31 protein-coding genes and 4 tRNA genes are annotated in these 24,164 nt (G+C 35.6%); 15 read left to right on the forward strand and 20 right to left on the reverse strand.

The window, feature by feature from the left end:
- Window positions 1-56: 56 nt before the first annotated feature.
- From R7P80_RS02920 to R7P80_RS02935, 4 genes are all read left to right on the forward strand, one after another.
- Window positions 57-133: transfer RNA gene (locus R7P80_RS02920), tRNA-Gln, on the forward strand.
- A 13-nt stretch (window positions 134-146) separates the two neighbouring features.
- Window positions 147-222, forward strand: a tRNA-Trp gene (locus R7P80_RS02925).
- A gap of 4 nt (window positions 223-226) precedes the next feature.
- A tRNA-Pro gene (locus tag R7P80_RS02930) sits at window positions 227-303 on the forward strand.
- Window positions 304-314: 11 nt separating this feature from the next.
- Window positions 315-391 (forward strand) — tRNA-Gln (locus tag R7P80_RS02935).
- Between the two features lie 281 nt (window positions 392-672).
- Here R7P80_RS02935 and R7P80_RS02940 read toward each other — a convergent pair.
- The 3 genes from R7P80_RS02940 to R7P80_RS02950 all read right to left on the reverse strand — a co-directional run bounded on the left by R7P80_RS02940 (window position 673) and on the right by R7P80_RS02950 (window position 2,373).
- The gene (locus R7P80_RS02940; protein WP_318096661.1) at window positions 673-1,281 is read right to left on the reverse strand and encodes a hypothetical protein; all 609 of its coding nucleotides are present in this window, start codon (window positions 1,279-1,281) and stop codon (window positions 673-675) included.
- A gap of 98 nt (window positions 1,282-1,379) precedes the next feature.
- The gene (locus R7P80_RS02945) at window positions 1,380-1,565 is read right to left on the reverse strand and encodes a hypothetical protein (RefSeq protein WP_038129201.1); all 186 of its coding nucleotides are present in this window, start codon (window positions 1,563-1,565) and stop codon (window positions 1,380-1,382) included.
- An 88-nt stretch (window positions 1,566-1,653) separates the two neighbouring features.
- The gene (locus tag R7P80_RS02950; RefSeq protein WP_318096662.1) at window positions 1,654-2,373 is read right to left on the reverse strand and encodes a uracil-DNA glycosylase; all 720 of its coding nucleotides are present in this window, start codon (window positions 2,371-2,373) and stop codon (window positions 1,654-1,656) included.
- A gap of 143 nt (window positions 2,374-2,516) precedes the next feature.
- Here R7P80_RS02950 and R7P80_RS02955 point away from each other — a divergent pair, with 143 nt between their 5' ends.
- Window positions 2,517-3,818 (forward strand): hypothetical protein, encoded by a 1,302-nt coding sequence (locus tag R7P80_RS02955; protein ID WP_318086698.1) that lies wholly within the window; start codon window positions 2,517-2,519, stop codon window positions 3,816-3,818.
- Window positions 3,819-3,877: 59 nt separating this feature from the next.
- Here the strand turns inward: R7P80_RS02955 and R7P80_RS02960 are convergent, their stop codons facing one another.
- On the reverse strand, window positions 3,878-4,198 hold the full coding sequence (locus tag R7P80_RS02960) for an integration host factor subunit alpha (RefSeq protein ID WP_045595742.1): 321 nt from the start codon (window positions 4,196-4,198) through the stop codon (window positions 3,878-3,880).
- A 211-nt stretch (window positions 4,199-4,409) separates the two neighbouring features.
- On the opposite strand from R7P80_RS02960, the gene nrdG reads away from it, so the two are divergent.
- Complete coding sequence (gene nrdG / locus R7P80_RS02965; RefSeq protein ID WP_020331450.1) at window positions 4,410-4,874, forward strand: anaerobic ribonucleoside-triphosphate reductase-activating protein; 465 nt, start codon at window positions 4,410-4,412, stop codon at window positions 4,872-4,874.
- Window positions 4,875-4,911: 37 nt separating this feature from the next.
- Here nrdG and R7P80_RS02970 read toward each other — a convergent pair whose 3' ends face one another.
- The 3 genes from R7P80_RS02970 to R7P80_RS02980 are packed head-to-tail and all read right to left on the reverse strand — an operon-like array spanning window position 4,912 to window position 7,340.
- Entirely contained in the window at window positions 4,912-5,676 is a 765-nt protein-coding gene (locus R7P80_RS02970; RefSeq protein WP_048516004.1) for a hypothetical protein, read from the reverse strand.
- A 3-nt stretch (window positions 5,677-5,679) separates the two neighbouring features.
- Window positions 5,680-6,660, reverse strand: coding sequence for a hypothetical protein (locus R7P80_RS02975; protein ID WP_048516005.1), 981 nt, complete (start codon window positions 6,658-6,660; stop codon window positions 5,680-5,682).
- Between the two features lie 8 nt (window positions 6,661-6,668).
- A complete protein-coding gene (locus R7P80_RS02980; protein ID WP_318086701.1) occupies window positions 6,669-7,340 on the reverse strand; it encodes a hypothetical protein in 672 nt (223 codons plus the stop codon).
- A gap of 421 nt (window positions 7,341-7,761) precedes the next feature.
- On the opposite strand from R7P80_RS02980, the gene R7P80_RS02985 reads away from it, so the two are divergent.
- Window positions 7,762-8,277 carry a hypothetical protein gene (locus tag R7P80_RS02985; RefSeq protein WP_045595746.1) on the forward strand — a complete coding sequence of 172 codons (516 nt, stop codon included), beginning with the start codon at window positions 7,762-7,764 and terminating at the stop codon, window positions 8,275-8,277.
- Between the two features lie 36 nt (window positions 8,278-8,313).
- On the opposite strand, the gene R7P80_RS02990 is transcribed toward R7P80_RS02985, so the two are convergent.
- Both R7P80_RS02990 and R7P80_RS02995 read right to left on the reverse strand, forming a co-directional pair.
- Window positions 8,314-8,706, reverse strand: a complete 393-nt coding sequence (locus R7P80_RS02990) for a hypothetical protein (RefSeq protein WP_021486088.1) — start codon at window positions 8,704-8,706, stop codon at window positions 8,314-8,316.
- Window positions 8,707-8,845: 139 nt separating this feature from the next.
- The gene (locus R7P80_RS02995) at window positions 8,846-9,643 is read right to left on the reverse strand and encodes an SIR2 family NAD-dependent protein deacylase (RefSeq protein ID WP_085762455.1); all 798 of its coding nucleotides are present in this window, start codon (window positions 9,641-9,643) and stop codon (window positions 8,846-8,848) included.
- 112 nt (window positions 9,644-9,755) lie between these two features.
- Here R7P80_RS02995 and R7P80_RS03000 point away from each other — a divergent pair, with 112 nt between their 5' ends.
- On the forward strand, window positions 9,756-10,727 hold the full coding sequence (locus R7P80_RS03000) for a hypothetical protein (RefSeq protein WP_045595748.1): 972 nt from the start codon (window positions 9,756-9,758) through the stop codon (window positions 10,725-10,727).
- Between the two features lie 72 nt (window positions 10,728-10,799).
- Window positions 10,800-11,375, forward strand: a complete 576-nt coding sequence (locus R7P80_RS03005) for a hypothetical protein (protein WP_229623760.1) — start codon at window positions 10,800-10,802, stop codon at window positions 11,373-11,375.
- 29 nt (window positions 11,376-11,404) lie between these two features.
- Here the strand turns inward: R7P80_RS03005 and R7P80_RS03010 are convergent, their stop codons facing one another.
- Window positions 11,405-11,914 carry a hypothetical protein gene (locus R7P80_RS03010; RefSeq protein WP_229623759.1) on the reverse strand — a complete coding sequence of 170 codons (510 nt, stop codon included), beginning with the start codon at window positions 11,912-11,914 and terminating at the stop codon, window positions 11,405-11,407.
- 208 nt (window positions 11,915-12,122) lie between these two features.
- On the opposite strand from R7P80_RS03010, the gene R7P80_RS03015 reads away from it, so the two are divergent.
- Entirely contained in the window at window positions 12,123-12,641 is a 519-nt protein-coding gene (locus tag R7P80_RS03015; RefSeq protein ID WP_021485731.1) for a hypothetical protein, read from the forward strand.
- A complete protein-coding gene (locus R7P80_RS03020; RefSeq protein ID WP_229623758.1) occupies window positions 12,628-13,338 on the forward strand; it encodes a hypothetical protein in 711 nt (236 codons plus the stop codon). The genes R7P80_RS03015 and R7P80_RS03020 overlap by 14 nt, the downstream gene beginning before the upstream one ends.
- Before the next feature lie 517 nt (window positions 13,339-13,855).
- On the opposite strand, the gene R7P80_RS03025 is transcribed toward R7P80_RS03020, so the two are convergent.
- From R7P80_RS03025 to R7P80_RS03035, 3 genes are all read right to left on the reverse strand, one after another.
- Complete coding sequence (locus tag R7P80_RS03025; protein WP_229623757.1) at window positions 13,856-14,731, reverse strand: 3'-5' exonuclease; 876 nt, start codon at window positions 14,729-14,731, stop codon at window positions 13,856-13,858.
- A gap of 16 nt (window positions 14,732-14,747) precedes the next feature.
- Window positions 14,748-14,903, reverse strand: a complete 156-nt coding sequence (locus R7P80_RS03030) for a hypothetical protein (protein ID WP_021486397.1) — start codon at window positions 14,901-14,903, stop codon at window positions 14,748-14,750.
- A gap of 418 nt (window positions 14,904-15,321) precedes the next feature.
- Window positions 15,322-15,507, reverse strand: coding sequence for a hypothetical protein (locus tag R7P80_RS03035; protein ID WP_038129221.1), 186 nt, complete (start codon window positions 15,505-15,507; stop codon window positions 15,322-15,324).
- Between the two features lie 100 nt (window positions 15,508-15,607).
- Here R7P80_RS03035 and R7P80_RS03040 point away from each other — a divergent pair, with 100 nt between their 5' ends.
- On the forward strand, window positions 15,608-16,345 hold the full coding sequence (locus tag R7P80_RS03040; RefSeq protein ID WP_165851141.1) for a GIY-YIG nuclease family protein: 738 nt from the start codon (window positions 15,608-15,610) through the stop codon (window positions 16,343-16,345).
- Window positions 16,346-16,353: 8 nt separating this feature from the next.
- A complete protein-coding gene (locus R7P80_RS03045; protein WP_020331466.1) occupies window positions 16,354-17,079 on the forward strand; it encodes a peptidyl-tRNA hydrolase in 726 nt (241 codons plus the stop codon).
- Between the two features lie 102 nt (window positions 17,080-17,181).
- Here the strand turns inward: R7P80_RS03045 and R7P80_RS03050 are convergent, their stop codons facing one another.
- From R7P80_RS03050 to R7P80_RS03070, 5 genes are all read right to left on the reverse strand, one after another.
- Window positions 17,182-18,180 (reverse strand): hypothetical protein, encoded by a 999-nt coding sequence (locus R7P80_RS03050; RefSeq protein WP_116920923.1) that lies wholly within the window; start codon window positions 18,178-18,180, stop codon window positions 17,182-17,184.
- Window positions 18,181-18,230: 50 nt separating this feature from the next.
- Window positions 18,231-19,262, reverse strand: coding sequence for an ERCC4 domain-containing protein (locus tag R7P80_RS03055; RefSeq protein ID WP_116920924.1), 1,032 nt, complete (start codon window positions 19,260-19,262; stop codon window positions 18,231-18,233).
- Between the two features lie 100 nt (window positions 19,263-19,362).
- Window positions 19,363-20,214 (reverse strand): thymidylate synthase, encoded by an 852-nt coding sequence (locus tag R7P80_RS03060; protein ID WP_020331472.1) that lies wholly within the window; start codon window positions 20,212-20,214, stop codon window positions 19,363-19,365.
- Window positions 20,211-20,459 carry a hypothetical protein gene (locus tag R7P80_RS03065; protein WP_038129224.1) on the reverse strand — a complete coding sequence of 83 codons (249 nt, stop codon included), beginning with the start codon at window positions 20,457-20,459 and terminating at the stop codon, window positions 20,211-20,213. Before R7P80_RS03065 ends, R7P80_RS03060 begins: the two co-directional genes overlap by 4 nt.
- 80 nt (window positions 20,460-20,539) lie before the next feature.
- Window positions 20,540-20,923 (reverse strand): DUF6750 family protein, encoded by a 384-nt coding sequence (locus tag R7P80_RS03070; RefSeq protein WP_044129018.1) that lies wholly within the window; start codon window positions 20,921-20,923, stop codon window positions 20,540-20,542.
- A 377-nt stretch (window positions 20,924-21,300) separates the two neighbouring features.
- Here R7P80_RS03070 and R7P80_RS03075 point away from each other — a divergent pair, with 377 nt between their 5' ends.
- The gene (locus tag R7P80_RS03075; RefSeq protein WP_020331475.1) at window positions 21,301-22,638 is read left to right on the forward strand and encodes a hypothetical protein; all 1,338 of its coding nucleotides are present in this window, start codon (window positions 21,301-21,303) and stop codon (window positions 22,636-22,638) included.
- A 108-nt stretch (window positions 22,639-22,746) separates the two neighbouring features.
- A complete protein-coding gene (locus R7P80_RS03080; RefSeq protein ID WP_020331476.1) occupies window positions 22,747-23,145 on the forward strand; it encodes a hypothetical protein in 399 nt (132 codons plus the stop codon).
- 258 nt (window positions 23,146-23,403) lie between these two features.
- Here R7P80_RS03080 and R7P80_RS03085 read toward each other — a convergent pair whose 3' ends face one another.
- Together R7P80_RS03085 and R7P80_RS03090 are read right to left on the reverse strand one after the other, a co-directional pair.
- Window positions 23,404-23,769, reverse strand: coding sequence for a hypothetical protein (locus tag R7P80_RS03085; protein WP_318096663.1), 366 nt, complete (start codon window positions 23,767-23,769; stop codon window positions 23,404-23,406).
- A gap of 11 nt (window positions 23,770-23,780) precedes the next feature.
- Window positions 23,781-24,161, reverse strand: a complete 381-nt coding sequence (locus R7P80_RS03090) for a hypothetical protein (protein ID WP_318096664.1) — start codon at window positions 24,159-24,161, stop codon at window positions 23,781-23,783.
- Between the last annotated feature and the right edge of the window lie 3 nt (window positions 24,162-24,164).

Here is a 24,164-nt window from a genome sequence, read left to right on the forward strand (position 1 = left end):
TTTGGGAGCAGAGGGTCGAGAGTTCGAATCTCTCTTCACCGACCAAATTACATTGTTGGGGTGTAGCCAAGTTGGTTTAAGGCAATAGACTTTGATTCTATGAACGGGGGTTCAAGTCCCTCCACCTCAGCCAGAACAAAAAAAGTGTAGAGGTAGCTCAGTTGGTAGAGCATCGGATTCCAAACCCGCTGGTCGGGGGTTCAACTCCCTCCCTCTATGCCACACTCGGTGAATAGCGCAGCCTGGTAGCGCATCTGCTTTGGGAGCAGAGGGTCGAGAGTTCGAATCTCTCTTCACCGACCAAATTACATTGTTGGGGTGTAGCCAAGTTGGTTCAAGGCAATAGACTTTGATTCTATGATCGGGGGTTCGAGTCCCTCCACCTCAGCCATATTCCTTTCTGATTCTAAGAGGTTTTTATGTCATATAATAATTATTGTCTAATCATGAAATGCTTAGATATCATTGAGACAGAACTAAACAATATTGCTGAACATGTTGGGCATCCAACATTCGATGAATTCATCAAAGGAAAGTCCTATGAATGAAGATAAAATGGTAAGTGACATTGAAAGGATGCTGTTTTTAGTAAAAACACTAGACACACTAATAAGAAGAAAACTAGGATAATTGTTATTCCCCAGATATACATATCTGGGGTTATTTATTTAGCTATTGCAATAGGAATATATCTTCAATTTGCTTCCAATCTTCAATAACTGGATAAGTAGATTTTTCCCCAGCTTTTCGATTACTAAAAAGATAAGACTCAATCCCTAAATCTACAGCCTCTTGAACATATTTTTCGTTACTATCTATCAATCCAGCAATTTTATTGCCTGGAATATCCATCAATAGTTCCAATACATCTTTTTTAGTTTCAGATCTACCAACAAAATGATAACCACTAAAAATATCACCAAAAAGTTCTTCTAGATTTTTTTCTCTTAACTGCATTTCATGCTCTGAACGTCCACAAGACATAACAAGCGAAATGTCATATCTGTAAGATAGCTCAATCAGAACTCGTTTAACACCTTGTGAATGCAGTTCTAATGACCCAATATACTCAGAATCACAGTATTCAGAATATAGTGATAACGCATCTTCAAGAGAATTCGAACCGAATAAATCAACGATCCTTAGTGGATTAGATGTTTCTCTGGATTCCAAGTGTTTTGTACAGATTCCTTTATCGTCAAGAAACTTTTTTATGCCGCTTATAGGATTCAGAATTATTCCCTCGGCATCAAGTATCAAGATATCTTTCTTTTTCTTCATTTTATTTCTCATGTTTATTTGGTTTTGCAATAAAATAGCAATAAAAAAGCGCCATTGCAATTGTGGCGCTTTCAAGTATGGGGATTGATAAACTAAAGCTATTTTTTGGTTATTAACTTAACCCCTGAGACAAAAAATAGTGCTAAAAATGTAATGCCAACAAGGTTAGCTGACTCTGGTGTTTTAATCGCTGTTTGTAACAAGTTGGTTCCTAGAACCAAGATTGTAGTTAGCAATAGAAGCATTGCGCCTATTACATCACTGAACTTTTTAAATTTTAACATACTAGTTTCTCCCCAAACTCTATATTAAGAATCTTATATTATTCGATACATAAAATCAATAATAGTTCAATGAAAATATAGTTATTTTTTAGAGGTTTATCCAATTAACTGCCTTTTGACCGTTATCCAAAAGGAATTGATTGCACTTATAAAAACATTTTGACCCAAGAAAAGGGACAAAGTCTACCCCTTGCTTATTTGATCCAAGCGGACTTGGATGAGATGTCTTTATTACGCAATGATGAGTACCCTCAGCCAACTTGGTTATCTTATGCGCATCCCTGCCCCATGATAAAAATACAAGAGGTTTTTCTCTTTTAATCAGCGCTTGAATTACATTATTTGTAAATGCATTCCAGCCCATCTTCTTATGAGAATTTGAGCTACCCTTTCTAACCGTTAAGGTTACATTAAGCAACAGCACATCATCTGTCCAATTAGACAAGTCGCCAGAATCACTAGATTGAAATTCAGGGTAGCAATTTTTCAGTTCCTTATAGATATTATTCAAACTTCTTGGTGGCTTGACCCCATTAGGTACTGAAAATGACATCCCCATTGCTTGAGGAATCCACTCTCCATCCACAAATTCATGATTTATATATGGATCTTGACCAATTATTACACACCTGACATTTTCAAGAGACGTTCTTTTGAACGCATTAAAGACCATTCCCTCAGGGGGATAAACAACAAACTCAGTTTTTTCTTTTTCTAATTTATCACTAATGGAAGACAAAAGATCAAAATTTGACTTAATCAAATCATCCCATCCATTTAGTAATTTTAACTCATCTATAATTGTCATATAACACTCACTAACATATATAAACAAAACATTTATTGTGCTTTCTATCACAAAAACCTTTACATACACGTTGTTTTATTTAAGAATATTATTTAAGAACATTACTAAAAGAAAAACAACAAATAATAAAAAACGAGGCCAGTATGTTAAGAATAAAAAAATCAGTTCTTACGATTTCTGTGGTCGCTAGTTTATCAGCTTTTAGCATGAATTCACATGCTGAAGAGGCAAACACAGCTCCAGTAACAGCAAATCTAAGGATTCCAATCGCTAACTTAGTTAAGTCTAATGCACTTCCATCAGAATTTACACCTTGGAAGGAATTCACTCCACATCGTGATCACACACCTTGGGAACCATCTACTCCAAGCATTATGGCTTCCACACAAGGTCATCGCGGAGTAATCTTTAAAGATTCAGATGCCGATGTTAATGTCCCTGATTATTCTCAAAGCAGAACATTTACGGTAGATGAGTTCCGTATGGAACAAAAGAAAATCGAAGATGGTCGTGGTGAGGTTGCAAATGATGGTGATCCAATTCGACATGAAAGAACCATCAATAAACAAGAAAGCCGTGTAGTCACTGTTGACAATACAGCTTGGGAAGATACAAGCGAAGTATCATGCACTGAGTGGAACTCTGTTGGTTCAGCAAGTAGATACCTTACTCCGTACACTCAAGATGCCGAAGGTCAAGAGAGAACATGTTCTGTTGAACAAAAGCGCTCAATTACACTTAACGATCCAGACGGTACAGTTTCATACGATCAGATGAGAACATACCGTTATATTGAGACATCGACACAGCGTGGTTTGATGGATAACAGAAGCTGTAAAACTCTTCTGGATTTCTATAATGCAAACAAGTCTGAAATCGCATCTGCACAACCAGGCTGGAATCCAAACGGATGGAAACGTTTAGATGTTACCCCTAGTAATGCATACGTTACTTACTGCAACAACGGTTGGACAATGGTAGCAGCACAGCGCGAGAATAGCCCTGTTGCATGGACTGGTGGTAACTACCAATACGATCTAGAATCTATCTACAATAGAGGTGTTGGTTTTGCGATCCCGAACGAAGTATTACCTATCCACACTCGTTGGGGCGTTGGTCAGAATGGAAGTGTAACTGTCGGTTTCGATAGTGGCAGATACAGTACAGGAAACATGCACGCTACCTTATATTCAGGTGGTAGAGCTTACATTGTTCATCGTTCTACAGGGAATCACTTTAGATGGCATAACCCGCGCTCAGATTTAATGTCTGAAGGTCAGTACAACAACACACTGACAGTAGAAGACTTTACTGGTCGTTACGGTAGTTACTACAGATGGGCTTTCTCTCCTTGGCACTCAGCAGCTTGTTCGAGAGGATACGCTCTGAATGGCGCGAAGTATGGCTATGTCACAGGTCAAGCTTGGACTGTATTCGTTTACTAACGAATGTAAAACAAAAAAAGGATGAGTTTAAAAACTCATCCTTTTTTACGTCTCGCGTATTACAGACGGGATTCAAAAGCAGTTTGAACTTCATTCTTGAAATTGTCAGAAGGGGAGAAAGTAACAACACGTCTTTCAGAGATCATTACCTCATCACCTGTTTTTGGATTGCGACCTGGACGGCTTCTTTTATGATTAATATTGAAGTTACCAAAATTAGATAGCTTTAAAGGCTCACCGCTAGCAATTGTTTCTTTAATTTCATTAAAGAAAGTTTCTACAAGTGCAGTCGCATCTTTAGTCGTGAAGTTATGCTGATCAACTAAACGTTGAACTATATCTTTCTTGGTAAGGTTTTTTTCTAAAGTTGTATCGGTCATGATCTTTTCCTTATTTATTTAAAATTAAATATTTGTTCTTTAAGGTAATATTTTAATTTATCTCAATCATAATTTTATGAATCAAAGAGCTAACAGTCAACGAATTTTTGATTTAAATTGCTTTAAATCAATAAAATATTCAATAGCTTCTATCTTATATCCCTTGATTTTGGTCTCAATGATAGAATTTGATTAATAAAGGAGATAAAAAATGAATTACATGACTTATAACCCTGTTGATTTTATCAATGGTGAAGGCACTAGATGCTCTATCTTCGTTTCAGGCTGCGAACATCATTGTCACAAATGCTTCAACGCAAAAAGCTTTCCATTCGATGCTGGCAGTGAATTTAATAGCGAAATAGAGAAGACTATTATCAATGACCTAACAGACACAAGAATAAAGAGAAATGGATTAAGCATACTTGGTGGAGAACCTCTCCATCCCAAAAATCTAAATTCAGTATTAAAGCTTGTTAAGCGTGTTAGAAGTGAGTCACCACAATCAGATATATGGTTATGGACTGGATATCGACTTGAAGAGTTAGAAAAAGAACAACTTGAAGTTGTTAATTACTTAGATGTATTGATAGATGGTAGGTTTGACCACAAATTAGCCGATCCATCCCTTAAATGGAGAGGAAGCAGTAATCAACGCGTAATTTATCTTAAATAAAAAAAGCCATGCTGAGCATGGCTTTTTAATAGCTATTCTAGACTTCAGAGAGCATAAAATGTGTTTCTACAGTCAACACATGTGACAACAAGTCAATTTGTTCCATACTCAACAAATCTTTTACCAAAGGTTCACGTTCAGTTGATTGCTCATCCTCAAAACCAGCAATCATAGCAACCATTGTAAGCGATTCAAGCTCTCTGACTCCTTCTGCTAATAAATCAAAGAAATCAAAAGGTACAAAGAAATCTTCATAGCCTGGCTTTGAAACAGATAGAACATTCACTTCAATACCATAGAAATTATGAGAAAAAATCGTAAACACTATATCATTAAGGGTGATGACGATATTCTCATTTGAAGTATCAAAATTAAGATGATCAAGATCCTCACCTTTAATCTTATCAATCATGTTTAACACTAGTTGATAATTTTCATCAACCATTTCCAAGTAGCCAACATCTAAAATATCTTTAGACATGAGTTTACCTACAAGTTCTGGAAGGTGTCTTCTACTATCAAACATTTCATTTTTTTCAGATATTTCAATAGCTATTTTTGCTAATGAAGACTTATTAGGCAACAACGTAAAAATTTCATTTTTATCACCAGGTCTTGTTAAAACGAGACCATTTTCGAGCACCCTGTTCGCTACATTAATCTTGAAATCATCCGTTAGACCGCTTTCACCTTTCATATGCTTATTGAAATTGAAACAGCCCGATTCTCCATCAAGTAAATGAATCATAGTCAAAGCAGGGACTGAAAGAAGCATTGTTGGCAAATTATTAATGTTATTCATAATTTATACCCTACTTTTGTGCTTGATGATGAAATCATTTACTAATGGAGCTTGAGTGTATCCATATAAACCTTCAACAACGACCTCAAGATGCACTTCACTTGGAAAACTAAATCTATCTAGCAGTAAACTCTTCACAGAAGATCTGACATCACGACCTAAATTCTTTGAGTCAATTACTACATTAACCAACTCTAAAAGAGAGATCGAAGATTGTTCGTTTGTTGCCAAAATTGTGTCTCTTGCTTTCTGTAAAACATCTTCACTTAATTGAGGATTCAACAAATATTTATCTTCCTCAATGCATGGAGTGAACATCATTTTGCTGCGTTTTAGTTCATCAACAAAGTCAGGATTCCGAGTAGAACTTCTATTTTTTGATTTAGTTTTAGCCTTTTCAATCAAATCAAGAAGCAATTCAGCAGAAGCGAAAAAGTCATTAATTACGATTTCTTGTTTGAACGCTCCAAAGACATTCGCATTAAAATCATAAAGCATGATCTCTTTAGTGTGACTTTCTAAATCCAATTTCAACTTGAATGAGCCAAAATCCTGATGACCTTTCCCTAAATATTTTGGAGCAATATGACCATCAGCATCAATAAACCCATTTTCTTCTAAAGCTAGCATAATCAGTTGAAGTAGTTGACGGTCTTCATCAAGATAAGTTGAGTTTAGATGGTACGCTGAGATAGCTTTAAAATAAGCCAAGGTAGATGGATTTCTAATCTCAATTTTAATGTTTGATTTTACATCACCAGAGTTAAGATCTGTTACATAGTAACCATAATCACCATGCACAGCGACAGCATAATCTTTACTCTGATCATCATTGAACACTACAAGAGCAACGGCAGACCAACACATGACTTCTGAAACATCAAATGACGAACTTTGAGAGAGGGTTTCAAATAGTTTTTTCACTTCTTCTCTTGTGTGAATTCGAATAATTGTATTCGCATTTTCCGTGTAAATGTTTGACATGTAACCACCTAAACCATGAAGAAAATTTTATTAACAAGAGCAACTAACTGATCATATGGATACTCATAAGTGTTTCCAGTATCCTTCAGCTTCTTGTTGATCATATCTTTAACATCTTCGAAATTAGAAAAATTAGATTTCGAGAACTTAGCCTTAAGTTCAAACACAATATCTTCAATTTCTCTTTCAGTAAGAGGTTCATGCTTTGTGGATGTACAAACAGATTTTACTGGTCGATTTGATGTCAAGCATGTTTGCTCGTCAGCAAACACTGGAATCGATAACCCATATGCCAAGCCAGAGAAAACTCTGGTTACGTATTCAGTATTCAGTTGGTATTTAAAATAATCAATCTCAAGCTTCTCTACAACAAATTGAGGTGACTCTTCAACAATAATTAAGGACAACTGACCAAGATGGTCGTTTAGACTCATAACTTCAAATGGCTCGATTCTAAAGCCTTCAGGTGCCTTCTCTCCCATACTGTTTACGATATGAGTTAACTGATCTTGGTCAAGATTTAAATATCCTGGATTCTTACCATAGATTTCAGTCAGCATCGTGTACAGGGCATTCTCATTCCGAGGAACTATCTTCAAGAGCTTTTTGTCATGCTCATAGACTAAAAAAACTGTTCCATCAAAACAGTCTCCTAGATAAACATTTCCATTTTTATTCATAATATTAATTCTTTAATAGTGATTAGTTTTTACGCAACTGCCTGATCGCGTATATGTTTTGTTTTAGTTTAGTTGATAAGAATACATTAGAAGAACTAGAAAGTAAATAAAATTGATTATTGAAAATACAAAGTATTTTCTTACTAATCATAGTTATAAATATATACTTAATAGTAATTATATATAAATAATATTAATTGATCACAAACCAATTCGTGTCAACTTTTTTTTAAAAAAGATCATCAGAAAAAAGTCTTGATCTTCCAGAATGACGATCTATAATCCGATCCGCCTGATTGATACTGATGTGTTTGATTTTTGAACGTTATCTTGAGATAACCGCGACAAGCGCGGAAAATCAATTCACTGTTTTGTTTACGTTTTTTTGTTGATAATTAATTAAAATAGAATGAATTTCATTGTGAAAGCTGCTGATAGCAAGCTTTTTGTGTTTTTGTCATACGCCCTAAGCCCGATAGCCATAACTAGCACTTACGTGCTTTTTGTTTTGCTTGGAGCAGGTGTATGGGCTATTCCACCAGCGATAATCTGCATAGGTTTAGCGATCTTTGCTAACTACTGGATCGTTTCGAATGGCTTTGAATGGGAGAGAAAGTCAGCAATCGCATGGCGTTTTCTTCCTCTGACTCCTATTAAAGAATCAGAAATCAGAGAAAACATCAAAAGAGAATCGAGAGAATTTTCCGATGAGTGGGCTTTTGAAATTGGCAGTGATGAATGCGATAAAATCATAAATGATCTCAAAAAAAGAATAGAATTTTTGATGAATACCTTTGGCTTGTTGAATGAAATCTCACTTCTTATTGAGCTAAACAAAGCGCATGAGATCGCTTATTCGTCATATTTAAAGAAGATCCAAATGGAAGACGATAAAGAATACGTCGAGTTTATTAGAAAATGGGGATGGCAAGACTAAACCAAATTAGAAACAAAGGGGGTTTCCCCCCTTTTGTTATGCTGCTAATTGTTTTTTAGTTGCTTTCTTTACGTACTTAAAAAGAGAAGCGAAAAGAATTAGCGGCGTAATTGCCAAACCAGCAGCTTCAATGATAGAGAAGTTTACTAGAAGGCTTTTCGGTAGCATTGATGTAATGCCTAGAGAGAACATGAACGCTCCCAAACCCAACATTGACCATTTATCTTTGTAACCGATGAATTTTACAACATCGTCAGCGACAATGATTAAAGATACAAAACCTAAACTTTTCAGGTATACAACATTTGTTGTGTAAGTAGGGTTTAGAGATAAGACAACCGAATATACAATAAGAAATACTGTTAAAACGGTTGCGCAATAGATGATGGTCGAAGACATGACCGCCATTGCTAATCGTGTGTTCATCATAAAAGTTTCCTCTTTAGTTATGTCTTTCCCCAAAGACGAAACAATTATGCATCTATGCGATTCAATTGTCAATAAAATAACAAAAGATATTGTCTATTTTTTATAATATATAAAAAAGAGGCTATTGCCTCTTTTTTGTTCACTCAAATCTTAAGCAGTTTTCAAAAAACTCAGATGATGTCATCTTAGCTCTATAGTGAGGGATATTAGTCTGACTCAATACATCAAAAGCATCACTAGGCTCAACATAAATGATCTTAGCATTGTAGGCTTTATGACAACCCCTTATTGGTTCTTCCATATACGGGAATTGAAGTGATGTTCCAATCACAAATACGTGACTGACAGGCTCTCTCAAGAAATCTTCTAGTTGATAGATCTTTTCCATATCAAGCATACCATTGAACGGTACGATGTTTGGTCTCAAATCCGACTTGCAAAATGAACAAGCTGGAGCATTCCTTTTCGTCTTAACATTCAAGTCTATGTCACTTATTGGAATGTAGCCATGTTTGATTCCTCGAACATTAATGCAGTTTTTGCAATACACAACAGATAAGTTTCCGTGAATGTCAATGACATTTTCCGACCCTGCTTTCTGGTGGAGGTTGTCTACTTGCTGAGTGAATACACACGAGTCTTTGACTAGCTTTTGAATCTGCGCAATCTGTGTGTGAGCTATGTTAGGCTTGTAGCTTTCGTAACCCTTAAGTAGAGGCGAGATTACATCCCAAATCACTCCTGGTCTTTTATCCATGTTGAAGGCTGACAATAAATGCTCAATCTTTCCCTTCTGGTTTGTATAAAGACCTCCCTCACCTCTATAGGTAGGTAATCCACTTGCTACACTTATTCCCGCACCTGTAATGAACAAAACTCTATCTGAGTTTGAAATCTCAATCTCATTGTCATTTAGGCTTATTACTGCTTTTTTCATAAATTATCCTATTGCTTATTTATGCTATCTATACACCATCTGAACCTCACAATCAATACTTGACCCTGCCTCAACTTTATGTATAATTGTGATAGTTATCTAGGGGTGTTTTATGTCATTCGAAATCTACAAAACTAAGTATCAATACTGCATTTCATCAAAAAACCTACTTCATATCACAAAGCAGAATTTTGGGTATGTTCCTGGTTATGACGAATTTATGCGAAGTGAAGCTGAAACACTAATTCAGACAAATGACATTCTTGGTTATAAAACAGACGCAGAAGAGAATTACTGGATCAACAATGGTTGCCCTACAATCTTTGTTGAGGATAAAGATCTAATCAATGACCTGTTTATCGCCAAGTACAAGACTGGTTTGAACGCAATGCTAGCGGCTCCCTTCCCCATTTTCTCTTTTTCGTTTCCGAGTAAGACTGTAATTAATGGAGTTGAGTTGCCACCTTGCTTAGTATGCTTATCAGGTGAAGCTGACATTTACGAAAACATGACTACTCCTTATGACGCAAAATACTTAGGGGCTGAGTTTACTCCAAAGCCTTTAACTAATAGGACATTCCTATCCATTAGTTATAGGACAAAGGATGGGTATTTAATGAATAAGTCTGTGATTATTGAAGAGGTCATGGACATCATTAATGACATGAATGAAATGGGTGATGCTAAGTGCTTCCTATACGATCAATCTTTGAATGAGCTTGAATCAAAGATGATTCTAACCCTTACAAAGATTGTTGCAGGATTGCTCATCTATCATTCAGCAACGGAAGGTAAAGGGCTTAGAAAGGGATTCCCATCAAAAACGATTAAACTTCCAAAACAGACAACCAGAGTAAACTATATTGGTATGTCACTATCAAACTGCAATGAATACACTCCAAAGCAAAAAGGAAGCAGTAATTCGGGTGGATATAAAATCCTATCTAGAGAATCTTTCTTTAGAAACTTGCAGGCTGATCGCTATTATCAAGGAAAATTCCAAAATGAGCCTAAAGGAAGTCGCTGGGTTTACGTTAGTGGAATTAACCGCGATGTAGATGAGTACACTCAAGGAAAAGCATAGGCTCACCACTTCTTTTAAGATTGGACATTCAATGCTAAAATTATATTTAAAAATAAATATAAGGTGCATTAAATGTCCAAATTTACTTATGTAACATCATGTGTTGGGGCTGATGGTGACGATATCAATGAAATGAAAGATTCCCCACTATCAATCGAAATTGATAAATCCGATTTCTTCAGAACTATTGGCTCAGGTATAAAAGACCAAATCGTTGATATATTTGAATTGAATAACATTCAAGAATTTATAGATGACTGGTACACCAGTTCCTACACTTCTTGTTATCAAGGAATTCCTTGCTTGTTCGTACAGCATAGCGGTATTGAACATGTTTTCGTTGACTCCAATCGAGTTCGAGAACTTAGACACGGTGAAGAGATTGAAGAGCGCCGTGATGCAATTTCCGATATAGAGGACTTGTTAGATGAGTATCAACCTTGGCAGGATGCACAAGGAAAAACCGAATGGTTTAAAGCTCTCTCAAGCTTTGTAAAAGAGAATAAGGCTCAGTTCGATGCGCACAACATCTTGCTCAGTTCCATTTACACCAGCGGATACCCATACAGCGAAGTTATAGCTGAAATCGATAAAAAACTACTTATAGAACCCAGATCCAAGGAAAGAGAGTCTGGACTAAATCTTTAATAAAAAGCCCATCATGATGGGCTTTTTTCTTATGATGGACATAAGGCTTGTTCTCTTCTTAAAATTTTCTTCTGTTCTAGAGCTGCCCTTGCATCTTTAATTAAAGACGAATCGACATCCCAATCGAATACTCGCAATACTATAGCTTCCTTACACATGTATTCCCACGCTGGATCCTCTGAAGCTTCACCAGACCAGTACTTCAGTGCTGCTTCCTTAACAACATCACTTTCAACACAGAAGCCTGAATCCATTAACTCAGTCACCTTTGTGCTCCAATACATATCGTGTTTCGTAACATCTCCTTTCGGCACGACCAAAAAAGTGTATTCCTCACCGCCACCTGCGTATTCAAGATCTTCAAGCTCTTTCACTAAAAACACACTATCTTTATGTGCAGTGAACTTATTAGGTCTATGGTATTCCAACCCCCTATAAAATCCAGCAGCTCCCCACTTTCCTTCATAATCTACACAATTTCTTAGTTTTGTTCCTGGTGGAAGGTAATCATCTGAACCATGATAAAATATTTTAGACATATAAATTAATACGAATATAAGATTTGTTATTTATTAAATAATATCACCATTAAGGATAGATATCTTTCCAAAAAAAGAAAAAGGAAGATCTTTTTTGATCAAGCTCCGCATTGCATTGTATAATATGAGAAAAACGGCTGTTAAAAATATATTTAATAAAATATTCAGCTAAAACAAATAATTAATAAATAAATGAATGAGTGAATTTATGATAAAAGAAGAATACAAACAATGCTGTGATGATGGTCTTGAATCAGAATTATTATTCAAAATGGTGGCAGAGAAAAGAGGCTTTACTGTTGTAAAATCCCCAGATCATCAAGACATGAATGATCATATTGACTGGTTTATAGAAAAAAATGGAAAACGATATTCTGTAGATGTAAAAGGATTAAAAAGAGCAAGTAGAAAAGATAAAGAAAAAGATGAAGATGTGATTTGGGTTGAGTTTAGAAATGTTGAAGGAAAACCTGGCTCTTTATTTGGTAAACAGGACTTCTTTGCATATGAGCAGAATGACAGCTTTATTTTAGTTAGAAGAAAGGATTTATTAGATTTATCATTTGACTGCCTAAATTCTTTCACTAAAATAGTGCATAAATCAGATTATGCGCTTTACAACCTGTATACCAGATATGGAAAAAAGGATTTGGTAACACGATTGAAAAAAAACAATCTTTTAGAAATAGAACATAAGGTATGGCCTAAAAATTATGAACTCAATTGATTCTCAAAAATTGATTTACGATTTAAATTCAAGCTTTTGCACAAATGAATCAGAAATTCTTGAATGGTACGATGGACCACTTTTCGTAAAAAGCAAGATTGAAGGCAAGGATTTCTATTACCACATTTTAAATATTTCTAAGGGATACTTTGCAGCATTTCATCTAAAGCCAGGCATTGATGCTATTGAGGGTGAAACTTTAGACCCTGCTTTATCAAATGTATTTCTGAATGAGTTATTTCACGGCAATAATGCTTATGAGCATCTATATCTTTACGATTCTGTCTCTGGTAAAAATCAAGCTTTAGATTCAACGAACATAAAAGAATTCATTACCCCTTGGAAAGAACGGGTGTATGAAAGAGCTATTTATCAGTTCTTAGTTAAAGGTGTTTCTGAGTTTTACGCTTCAATAGACAACAAGTCGGATTCACTGCCTCATTCAACCAAAATTGATATTGACACTAGCTATGATGAAGTACTTGTTGAATTTGTAAATGTCGCTCGGCTTTACGGCTGTAGTGATACTTTACCTAAAACACAACAAGTATGCTTAATGGTAAAGTCAGGTGAACAATTTAATGGCTGTTTCAACTATCGAATCACACAACAAAAGTCTGTAAGATTTGACTTCTCGATTGATAATGAAGTTATTAAACTGAACCTACATCTTGTTCCAGCGGAAGATGATGATTAATAATATGTTAATTGAATAATGCCTCGCCATCTAGTTATGGTTGATAAAAATTGTGGGTGCAGGGCTTGTGTTCTGCACTCATTTTTCTTCTAAATAACAGATAAATAGGAAAGAGAGCAAAGATGGAAAATCATAGAAATGTTGTTGGTTTAACAATATAAGCTTCTTATAAAGTCCAATATTGAGCACATTACCCCCCAAACCGCGTCATAAGTGCCTATCCAGGCACCTTATACCACCTGCCATTATCGCTTTTGTCCTTTCACGCAAGAAAGGGCGGGGTCATGCCTAATGCTCGTGGGAAGAATGCCATGTGCCTTCAAAAGTAATCAAGGGCAAAGATTTTTTTGAAATTTCAGCAATGAACTGATTTACAGAGATAAAAATATATATTTCTACGTTTATCATAGCGAATGGCAAGCATGTATTGCTAATTTAAAACGAAGAATGGGCGCTACACCTGACGGTATAGCACCCACAACTTTTATCAGCCCACCATCTAGTAGTGGTGGTTTTGCTAGGAAATAGCTTTGAAAACCCTTGCTGTATAGATAGCATCACTGATAGCCCTATGCTCCTTTAGCTCGGACTCTAGACCTAAGTTCTGCACAGCTCTTTTAAGTCCCATCGTATCTCGACCATGAATTTTTGCGTAGATTGATTGGAGATCTAAAAAGCTATGGTTCAGTTCGGGCTGACTAATTCTTCTTAACTCTCTATTAAACGCTTTTTGCTCGATACCACCCCAGTGGACAAAAATACATTTTTGTTGCTCATCGAGAAAGCTTTTCAGGTTTTCAAGATAGAAATTTTCGAAGTTTGGCATACCCTGGAGCATTTCAGTGCTAATGCCTGTTTTTTCTTCGCAGTATCTACCCATTTTCATCTCTGGGAATGGTAGAATCAAAGAATCTAATTCAAACGCCGCTTCTAGGTTATCCGACCTTACCGCAACAAGACCAAAATCAACAATAGATTCTGTAAACTTGTCTGATCCGCCTAGCCTATATTGGTTGTACTCAAAATCGAGAAATAATAGCCACTCAAAGTTTTCTCTTACTAGGTTAAGATGGTTTTTGGCATCTTCTGCACTTCTATGAGGCTGGGATTCGGAGTTAGCGGGAAGCCCTTGAATAAGCTCACCTAAAAAACGCTCTAGATTAAGCACATCATTGCCAACAAATTCGGTCATTGTCGGAAGCTTGTGGTAAAAATCATCTAATGTGATTTTACTTGAGAAATAGTCAGGATTGGTCTGACTAAGTAAATTACATGCAGATGAAATGCTTTTTTTTAGGCTTTTAACTTGAGATTTTCGATGCAAACCCTTTTCAGTTGACTTGTATTGATCGAGGTTGCTAAGCCATTCCAGCAATTTACTTACGTCATTCATTTCAAATACCTTAATTTTATCCAGAATTTTCTCTTTTACACCATTCTAAGAATTCTTGAGCTGATTGTATGTCTGAAGGAATTTCTACAGTCCCATGCTTTAGCATCAGAGCATAATCCAAAGAAATAGCATCTCTTTGCTCTTCACTAAAGTGCTGAATTTGATTATTCAATATAGCGTCCTCAGTTAACAAGTTCGTCTTTGATGTAAGGCAACAAGAGTTCTAGAATTGTTATACATCATTACAACCCTTAAGTAAATAATAGCCAGATCGAAAACTATTCTTGAATCCATCTTTTTAGTTTCAGGAGACATTAAGGGCAATGCATGTATCGTTTCAAGAGATGAATCTGAAAGATACTCATAAAGAGGGATAACAACTTCATCTCGGTATGTTCTGTATGAGCACAACTTTATTGATGCTGATATGCGATTTATAAATCTGAGTAAATCAGAAGACTTTACACCTGACTTAGACAATGACTCAGTAACTTTATACAAGTCTTTATATTTTGATTTTTTATTTATTAAATTAACGAGTCGCAGGGCATCTTTACCTATGGTTAGATTATACAAAACTCGCTCCTTACTTAAGCGTTTTCACTTTCTATTTCCGTTTCACCATCTACTTCCTTCCAGCCATTCTCCCACTGAAGGAAAGCGTCACTTGGATTGTCCACGTATGTGTTTCTAAAAGGGTTTGCATGGATACTCATGCCAGAAGCCCTACAGGTTTTACCATTTTCATACGGGGTTTGATTATTGAGATTGTTCATATTATACACCGTTGCAATTATTGTTATTTAAAGATATATTGCCATTTGTTCTTACTTCTATCAAATGTTTTGCATACATTTAGTTAAAAAAGTGATAAAAATGAAAGAATTTTATTATGAAATAAAATGTCAGAAGCAGGACTCATTAGGTAGTTGGGCTTTCCCTCCTATGTATTCAGGACTATTGATAGCTAAAGACAAAAAAGCAGCTCGAAAAGCCCTTGAAGATGAGTTCGACGTTGAATTACCTTGCCGTGTTCTCAAAAAAGATTTTGAAAAAAGCCCATATTTGCTCAAATTAAGAGAGCATGACGGAACTGATGAATATCTAAATCGTTTATTTGAAAACAGGAAATGCAAGGAGTGCAGCAATTCCTTTAGGCGAATTGACCTTTACAATGACCACAACGAGCAATACAAGGGGATAGAGTTTTGCTCTAGAGAGTGTCAGCAGAAATACGGAAAGAAACACATTGCGTTCAATGCTTCCTGTATCGATAAGACACATGGAAATGCGCCTGTCATCTATAAGATCACTAATACGGCTGAAAATAAGCACTATATAGGCAAAACCTTGCAGGTTTTCACGTTACGCTGGTATCAGCATTTTTTTCAGGGTGGTGATTGCAAATTTCATAAAGCAATCAGAAACACCAAACTAACAGATTGGGAGTTTAGTGTTTTAGAGATTATTGGAGAATCACCAGAAGGTATGCCTATAGAGGAATACGTTCTCTCTAGAGAAACCCATTGGATGAAAAAGTACGATTCAATCGATAACGGCTACAATAGTCAAGTTTCTAGCATTACTGTACACGGGCATCTGGAAGAAGGTTGAGGTAAACGATGTTCACTATATATATTAGAAAAGACCTTGGAATGACTAGAGGTAAGATGTTATCCCAAGTCTCACATGCAGCTATGAAATACACGCTGTCGCTATTTGAGCAAAATGGTGGAGTTTTAACTACTAGTTTGAGTACTATCGAAAAACTAAACCATGTATTGACCCACATAGACAAAGTTCTGAATATCCAATTTGTAAAAAGTGAAGAAGAACTTATCAATGTAAGCAATGCTAGTTCGAATCACTCAGTAAGTATTCTTGATAATGGACTGACGCAATTTAATGGCGTTAAAACACTAACTTGTGCTTTGGTTAATACCGACCTTAGTCTTCCAACTATCAGAACCCCTGAATATGGTAAGAAAGAGAGTGATCATAAACAAGTACTCGTGTTTTATAGTAATGAGAGACTAAACAAGACAATCCAGATCAGATCAGCCATTAAAATGGCAATAGCAACTATCCTTGCTCATCTCTCTCATTGCAGTATTGAACTTGATTCAGAGAAAAATAGAGATCTACAAATCTGGCTCGATGATTGCTTTAAGAAGGTTACATTAAAAACTAAAAGTATTGATGTATTGATGAATCTAAAAGAGCAGTCAGAATCAAGAGGTTTATTATGCGTAGAGGATGTTGACGCATACTCAACAATTTCACTCGCGATAGGACCAGGTAGCAACAGAATGTATCATGAGTTAACTGACAAGTTAACACTGTATTAATTGAAATTGCAGCCTATAGGCTGCTCTTCATAATTATCTACTAATAATGGTACTTTTCATACCAGATATACTTAAGCCAATCTAGACAGATTGGCTTTGATTTTACTTTTTAAGTTGTTGAATAGCTTTTTTAAAACTGCCGTATTCAGTTTGACCTGAAAAAATTGAATGGTCAAACCTACTCAATATGGCATCCATTTTTATTTTTAGAAAATTCTCGTGTGATATAAAGAAACTACCATTTTCAAGGGCATGGATGAAACTCACTCTTGATGAATATTCAGGAATTACTAAATCTAAAAGCCAGCTTATATAAATTGAGCTTCGTATTTCTTTGTACAGTTTTGCATCTTTTGAAATCAGGATATATGCCTTTCTAATTATGTCGAATGCATTTCTATCATAATCAATGTAGTAGACAAACTGATCTTTAAATTCGAATGCATCCAGCGTTATAAAATCAATACCAAGATCTTCTGGGATTTCGTTTATGAATTCATTTAGATTATTTAGAAGAGCCTTCTTCTCATCATTATCTACACCCGACTCGAACGAAACATCAATTTCCTCAATAACTTGCAAGCAATCTTTCAAAGCTGAAATTATATTTACTGATAGGGATATTTTAAACTTTGAAGGAAGTTTATTTATGTGATCGATTACTAATTTATCTTTCGTTCTTTTCGAGATTTGGTATTTTGATATATTATTTAAACTTGAGTATTCAGAAGTTATTTGCTCAATTTCTAAAGTTAGTTCTTTTTGTACATTAGTTTTCTTATCAGTAATTACCTTTTCGAACTCAATTCCATTCACATCTTTAAGATTTGCGAAAAATCTTGATTTAACTATCTCTTTCTTCTTTGAGTCAATGACAACAAACGTTATCGAATCCATTAATGGGTTGTTCTGTCTAATGTAAATTCTATCTATTTTCAAAATTGTGTTTTTAGGAAGGGATATTGAGTTCGAAACATTTACTGCTTCAGATCCAAGGTAGGACTTAAGGAAGTTTTCATTTCTTCTTTCATTGATAACATTAAATGTAGTTTGGGATGCTAGCTTGATAGCATCCCCGATAGTTGGTATATAAAAAATCATCTTTAATCTCCATTTTTAGAAATTATATCAATGATTATCTAATTTATATACTAGCAATATCTCAATGAATTAAATATTTTTTGAGCGTTGATCTCTCCAACACCTTTTAGCTTTTTCAAATCCAATAAAGACATTTTACTAAGTTCTACAATAGATATTCCTTCTCTTAAAAGGTGTGTAGCAGTCGTATGAGATATTCCTGGTATGTTCAAAAGCATCTTATAAAGATGATAGTTACTTGATTCACGCGATTCAATATTGCAACGTGAAGGCACTACTTTGTAGTAGAGTTCTTGTTCAAGAAACCCCTGAGCTAACTTTGCAACCAAATACGCCGTATGATGCTTATTATAAGCCTGCAAGATGTGTTGATTATGGATCGCCGTTATGTAGTTAACCACACCATCTGTTTGCTTCGTTTCAGGGAAGGCATTATAAAGGCTTCTTTTCCCTTCTTGTTCCGATTCAATTATCCAGACAATTTTTGTCTCTTTATCACCGCGAGCGAACCTGAAATCAGATAACCTTTCAACTTGATCGTGAAAGTGCTTGGATACGGTGCTATTGTAAAGATCAGTAACTGTCTTCCTCTCTATAACCATTAATCTTTCATTTAGGTGTGAACCTATATGGATGTCACCAATACTAAGAACTGTTTGCTCGATTTGATTTATGGAAATTCTTTCGACCAGATCTCTTAACTCTTTAGGCTCTCTTGTGTCTATAAGCAAGTATGAATTCATTTTAGTGCTCTTTTTAAATGGAGCACTTTCGATATTCCACTTATAGGTTTGACTGCCTAGTTCAAAAGGCTCTCTGGTATCAATTAGAGTACTTATAATGCTTGAGATATCTCTACCTTTAGATTTTAGCTTTTCGTGAGATGTCTGCTTCTTAATCACTTGCAGACCCCTACTTTCAAGCTCATTCGCTAAGGCTTCAAGATCTCTATACTTTGAAAGTTTGATTGGATTGCTTTCATATGAAGTATCTGTAATGCCTTTAAGATACACATAATCACCATCAAGGACTATCTTGAACTTAACTCCGTCTTTATCAACTTCAATCTCGCCTCGTTCCAACTTAATCACACCTAAACAGATAAATGTCGAAATTATAGTTTAACAAATTGAATTTAAAAATGAAAAATAAAAAGCCGAATCGCGAGATTCGGCTTAGCAGCTAAACTGAAAATGGATACTCAATTGGGTCGTAATGCTCGTAACCTTCAACTACAAAGTCATCCACTGTTACCCATGTTTCTAGATCCTTCAGTGTTTTAATATCAGGATTAATGATTAACTTAGGTTGCTCCAAAGGTTCTCTTTTTAACTGCACATCTTTCATCAGATCAAATTGATTTTCGTAAATATGACAGTTAACTAGCTTATGGAACCCCTTACCTGGTTTGTGACCCGTAATTTGAGCCATGATAGCCAGAAACACATAGACCTGCTGCATGTTTGCTACCAGTCCCAGAGGCACATCTACCGACCTTGACGTACTGTTCAGGAACAACTCTCCATCCAATAATGAGAATTGATGCGAATGCATACAAGGTCTCAAACACCCCATATGGAATTCACCTGGGTTGTAATAGGTGATGATCTCGCCTCTATCGTCAATTCCATTTGTTAGGTTATCAATAACTTTTTTTAGCTGATCGATTCTTTTGCCATCAGGAGATTTCCAGCCACGAGATTGCACTCCATAGATTCTTCCGCAATCGTCGGTGCCTTTTCTATGAGGGTTCTTTAGCCAAGCCTCATTTTCATTAGCGTTTGCATCCCAAGAGCGTGTTCCCAACTTTCTAAAGTCAGCAGCATTACTGTATCCACGAATATAACCAAGCAGTTCCGCTATAGCTAATTTTATCGGACTTTTTCTTGTTGTTACTAATGGGTATTTTCCTTCATCAACATCATAAGTGAAGTCAGCGTTAATAACCGTTAGGCATCTTTCTCCTGTTCGATCATTTACTACCCATTTTCCTTGGTCAACAATTCGTTGACATAAATCCAAGTATTGTTTCATGAATCTTTCTCATATTGTAATTTATTTATTGATTTAATAAGTTCATTTTTAAGTTCTTTTCTACGAATACCGCCAACATGCAAAAATTCGCTTTTATCCTTATCAACTAGCAAAAGAGCAATGGCTTCAGGCTGTACCACAAGTGATTCCGATTCTATCAAATCAGCAATCTCTCTTAGCCACCAGCATATTTGGCTTTTGCCTCGGATGTTTTGAGGTTTTGTAGGGAATTTTAGAACAGACATATGATCTCAAATCCAAGTATTTATTTCAATAATAAAAAGGCGACATCTCTGTCGCCTTCAGCATTTTCAATCTTGCTTTGCTAGAAACCTGCATCGGCTTCAATACGCTCATTAGCTTCCTTGGCATCAAAACCAATTGTACCAGTAAGAAGAGCTACGATACTTGTAATGGAGAGCAGACCCACACCAACAAGTAAACTAACTAAGCCGTTTTTAGCATGTCCTTGGTTTGGCTGCTTATTGTCCTTGTAGAACAAGAACAAACCAACACCAACTAGAACTAGACCTACCAAGTAGAAAAAGCTCATAATCATGCTTTTAATTGCTTGAATGTTACCTTCGATGTTTTTTGCTGCTTCACCAGCATCTTTTACACTCGCGAACGCTACGTCTGGAGCTAGCAGTGAAAAACCTGCCAATAAGCCCAAGCCAAGGTACATTCCATGCTTTCTTGTTAATTTCATGATATTTTCCTTTTTTATTATTTATTAATTTCTTTTGTTATTGATATGTATAGTCTTACTATACTTTGGACATTATATTTAATGATCTTTATTCGATCAACCATTATGTTAATTATTAAAATTTAATGTGATTAATAATTACCCTGATGATAAATAAAGGCATTTCAAATGATTCCACACTAACAACTGGTTTTGTCAAAGAAAATTTTGATTGTTTCTACAGCACTCCCAACTTAATGACCAGATATTTTTAATAATATATTTAAATATACCTCTTGTCCTTCAGTGTAACATTGTGTATTATAGTAAACATTCAGGCGAGCTATCAGCTCGCCTTATCTAATTACAATAATTGTCATAATCATTTAGGTGTGTATATGGTTTGCGTAGAACAAAAAGGCAATAAAATAATCGACATTCAGCAAACTTTAGCAAAAGACTACACTAGAGAGACAAGTATTGAGCTTTTATTCCCAAAGAATTTTGAGATTGATGATGATAGTCGATTTGTAAATGGTTTCGATAGCTTTATTACTCAAAGCCGTAGATTCCATAAGGGTAACAGCATCAGTACTATGCTGCTTTACGTGAAACAGCTAGAAAAGAAAGATCTACCATTTGAAAAATTCAGTATTTCCATTAGCTTGTTCGCGTTTCTATTTAATGGTCAGCTAAAGAGCAGTTCGATTAATGAAACTGAAGAGGATTCATTAGAGAATTTCGACAATAGTATCGATTCTCTTAAAACTTTATTGAACTCATTTAGGGATTTCCCTATTGAGGATGAAACTAAGTTTGAAAAATTTAGAAGCGTAGATTTTGTTCTATCTTTCAAGTTTGAACAATTTCTACTAAAAAACCTACTTACATTGCAGTCAATTAAAGATTCACAGGATCTTCGTGCAAAAGTTAACAATCTATGTCTTGAAGAGCAAAAACATCGAAAGGACAAGATGTATCACGAGAAAGTGGGTTCTATGGATCTTAAAACTGAAGATGTTGATAAGATCACTCGTCTCACAAATAAAATGGAAATGCAGGAGAGGATTACTGAACTACCTCTTAAGCTAAACACGACCACGACCAATGTAGGTACAAAGGAAAAGTATTTAGCTATTGCGCTATCCACTGGCATTATTATGATCCTGTTCGGATTTATAATGCTCCAGTTACGACTTATGGGGTTTGATACTGGCTTACAATTTGTTTTAGGTTTTGCATTTCTTTATGTTATCCGCGATGTATTTAAAGAAAGCATCAAATCACGGATTTATAAAAAAATCATGGAGCATAAACCAAGACAAAAGGCGATTCTTCATTATCCTGGTCAAACCAAGCCCATTGGCTATAGCCAGACATGGTGGTCTGAAGGTTTGTATCGCTCAGATAAAAAGCAGCGAGGTGATAATTCGATAACAATTAAAGAGCGCACAACTTTAAAGGATTTCGATTATCATGGGTTTAAGAAAATAAAAACAGACTTACAAATTGATTTGGCTGAAATCATGAAAACCATTCCAAGTGATGGCAGGGAGATTTATTTGTACACAGCCAATGATAAACCAAGTAAAACAAGAGTTCCGCGCAGAATCAGAGTTGAACTCAAGATTAACGAAAAGAAAACATATAAAGGTCATGAAGAGACGGTTACATCAAGATTCCGAATTTTGATTGATAGAAATAAGATTATTCGTATAGAACCTATAAACTATTAAGCCAAAGCCTAGCAATCGCTAGGCTTTCTTTTTTAAGTTAAAAAGGTTTGACTTAATCAGTTTTGAACATATAATTTACACAAATTAACAAATAAAAATGGAACTGTAATGAAAGAACTACTTAAAACTATATTCACAAAAGACAACGCTAAATCATTTATCCATCGTTTCAACGACAATCTGGATAAGGTTATTGCTTTTCGCGATTCCGTAGGAAAGAAGGCTTTAGTAGGTTTTCTTGTTGTTGCTTCGGGGATTGCTCTTAATCACTATGATATTTTGGGTGGTTTGGCGATTTTTGTTTCAGTTATTGCTGGGATCTATACCTTTTTCACTTTCGGTGTGTACATGGCATTCCATATTCTTGAGTTCTATGTAACAAGCAAAATCAACGCTGCTGTAGGTTCGGTTGTTAGAGTTGGGATAGTTGCTGATGAGCTTACTGACTATACCGTTGAAAAGTTCAGAGAGCAAAGAACACAAAACAACGCAAAATCAGAAGCATAAAAAAGCCCTTAGGCTTTTGCTAAATGCTGAAGAAATTGAAAAAAAGAATGGTAGCGTTATCAAAAGTGCGTTTTGATTGATACTTCTAGTTATGCCACTTTTAGCTTTCTCTGTAATGTCTAGTGTCACGCTTTGTGGGGGTTTCCCATCTGAGATGTGCAACTGCTAACCCAAAAACAAAAAGAGGACTAAACAAGTCCTCTTCTTCTGAGCACCATGAAACCGCAATGCCGTGCGATCAGGGGCTATTTTCAATTATCATAACTCTTCTCTGTACATCTTCATTTCTTCTTCCGTTAATCCGAAAGCATCAATGAGGGTGTTAGCAAAGTTACCTTTTGGCAACCATTTACTAGGCTTGTATCTTTGCTCAAGAAATCCCTTTACGTTACCTAGAGCTTCTTCATAGCTGTCAGTAGACGGGTCGTGAGATGTTTTCTTAGGGTCTTTCCCGCGAATAACTGCATACAAAATGTACATTTCGAACATATGAGAGCTTTCTCTTTCACTTTCCTTAGCATTTACAAAGGCTTTAAATTTTGACACGATTTCAAAAAATCTGTTTTTTTCTTGTGTTTTCATAGTGTTATTCTCTTCAATATTTTTAGTAGTTTCAGTAATCATTTTATTATTCCTTAATTAAATTCTTTAGATTTGATAGCAGTTATATAAATCAGTTCTTTTTCTTCTTTCGTGAGACCAAAAGCCTCATCAAGAACGTAAGGTATTCTTCCCTCGAATGAATATTGAGATCGGTACTCTTTTCCATTCAAATAGTCATAAATATGTTTTTCGGCGGTTTTGTACTTCAAAGAGCTGACGTTGTGAGTAGTCTTTGCAACCGACCTGCCTCGAATCAGTGCGTTAAGAACGTATAACTCCATGCTAGATTCGCACTTATGACTCTTTGCTTTCTTTGCTATAGTTTTAAAGCTATCAACAATTTCTAGATATCTTTCTTTTGTAAATTTAGTTTTTAGTTCGGCTTTAAATACATTTGGGTTGATGTTTCTCATAAT

Origin of the sequence: Vibrio sp. 2092 (assembly GCF_033339635.1) — a bacterium.
Classification (GTDB): domain Bacteria; phylum Pseudomonadota; class Gammaproteobacteria; order Enterobacterales; family Vibrionaceae; genus Vibrio; species Vibrio alginolyticus.

Excerpts from the sequence above, each read along its gene's own strand:
- R7P80_RS02980 (WP_318086701.1), bottom strand. The coding sequence starts at position 7,340 with ATGAATAAAAATGGAAATGTTTATCTAGGAGACTGTTTTGATGGAACA.
- R7P80_RS03085 (WP_318096663.1), bottom strand. The coding sequence starts at position 23,769 with ATGATTACTGAAACTACTAAAAATATTGAAGAGAATAACACTATGAAA.
- R7P80_RS03050 (WP_116920923.1), bottom strand. The coding sequence starts at position 18,180 with ATGATTTTTTATATACCAACTATCGGGGATGCTATCAAGCTAGCATCC.
- R7P80_RS03020 (WP_229623758.1), top strand. The coding sequence starts at position 12,628 with ATGAACTCAATTGATTCTCAAAAATTGATTTACGATTTAAATTCAAGC.
- R7P80_RS02970 (WP_048516004.1), bottom strand. The coding sequence starts at position 5,676 with ATGAATAACATTAATAATTTGCCAACAATGCTTCTTTCAGTCCCTGCT.
- R7P80_RS03015 (WP_021485731.1), top strand. The coding sequence starts at position 12,123 with ATGATAAAAGAAGAATACAAACAATGCTGTGATGATGGTCTTGAATCA.
- R7P80_RS02995 (WP_085762455.1), bottom strand. The coding sequence starts at position 9,643 with ATGAAAAAAGCAGTAATAAGCCTAAATGACAATGAGATTGAGATTTCA.
- R7P80_RS02945 (WP_038129201.1), bottom strand. The coding sequence starts at position 1,565 with ATGTTAAAATTTAAAAAGTTCAGTGATGTAATAGGCGCAATGCTTCTA.
- R7P80_RS03040 (WP_165851141.1), top strand. The coding sequence starts at position 15,608 with ATGAAAGAATTTTATTATGAAATAAAATGTCAGAAGCAGGACTCATTA.
- R7P80_RS03010 (WP_229623759.1), bottom strand. The coding sequence starts at position 11,914 with ATGTCTAAAATATTTTATCATGGTTCAGATGATTACCTTCCACCAGGA.
- R7P80_RS03075 (WP_020331475.1), top strand. The coding sequence starts at position 21,301 with ATGGTTTGCGTAGAACAAAAAGGCAATAAAATAATCGACATTCAGCAA.
- R7P80_RS03060 (WP_020331472.1), bottom strand. The coding sequence starts at position 20,214 with ATGAAACAATACTTGGATTTATGTCAACGAATTGTTGACCAAGGAAAA.
- R7P80_RS03070 (WP_044129018.1), bottom strand. The coding sequence starts at position 20,923 with ATGAAATTAACAAGAAAGCATGGAATGTACCTTGGCTTGGGCTTATTG.
- R7P80_RS03065 (WP_038129224.1), bottom strand. The coding sequence starts at position 20,459 with ATGTCTGTTCTAAAATTCCCTACAAAACCTCAAAACATCCGAGGCAAA.
- R7P80_RS03045 (WP_020331466.1), top strand. The coding sequence starts at position 16,354 with ATGTTCACTATATATATTAGAAAAGACCTTGGAATGACTAGAGGTAAG.
- R7P80_RS02975 (WP_048516005.1), bottom strand. The coding sequence starts at position 6,660 with ATGTCAAACATTTACACGGAAAATGCGAATACAATTATTCGAATTCAC.
- R7P80_RS02960 (WP_045595742.1), bottom strand. The coding sequence starts at position 4,198 with ATGACCGATACAACTTTAGAAAAAAACCTTACCAAGAAAGATATAGTT.
- R7P80_RS03000 (WP_045595748.1), top strand. The coding sequence starts at position 9,756 with ATGTCATTCGAAATCTACAAAACTAAGTATCAATACTGCATTTCATCA.
- R7P80_RS03090 (WP_318096664.1), bottom strand. The coding sequence starts at position 24,161 with ATGAGAAACATCAACCCAAATGTATTTAAAGCCGAACTAAAAACTAAA.
- R7P80_RS02955 (WP_318086698.1), top strand. The coding sequence starts at position 2,517 with ATGTTAAGAATAAAAAAATCAGTTCTTACGATTTCTGTGGTCGCTAGT.
- R7P80_RS03025 (WP_229623757.1), bottom strand. The coding sequence starts at position 14,731 with ATGAATGACGTAAGTAAATTGCTGGAATGGCTTAGCAACCTCGATCAA.
- R7P80_RS02950 (WP_318096662.1), bottom strand. The coding sequence starts at position 2,373 with ATGACAATTATAGATGAGTTAAAATTACTAAATGGATGGGATGATTTG.
- nrdG (WP_020331450.1), top strand. The coding sequence starts at position 4,410 with ATGAATTACATGACTTATAACCCTGTTGATTTTATCAATGGTGAAGGC.
- R7P80_RS03005 (WP_229623760.1), top strand. The coding sequence starts at position 10,800 with ATGTCCAAATTTACTTATGTAACATCATGTGTTGGGGCTGATGGTGAC.
- R7P80_RS02990 (WP_021486088.1), bottom strand. The coding sequence starts at position 8,706 with ATGATGAACACACGATTAGCAATGGCGGTCATGTCTTCGACCATCATC.
- R7P80_RS03035 (WP_038129221.1), bottom strand. The coding sequence starts at position 15,507 with ATGAACAATCTCAATAATCAAACCCCGTATGAAAATGGTAAAACCTGT.
- R7P80_RS02940 (WP_318096661.1), bottom strand. The coding sequence starts at position 1,281 with ATGAAGAAAAAGAAAGATATCTTGATACTTGATGCCGAGGGAATAATT.
- R7P80_RS03080 (WP_020331476.1), top strand. The coding sequence starts at position 22,747 with ATGAAAGAACTACTTAAAACTATATTCACAAAAGACAACGCTAAATCA.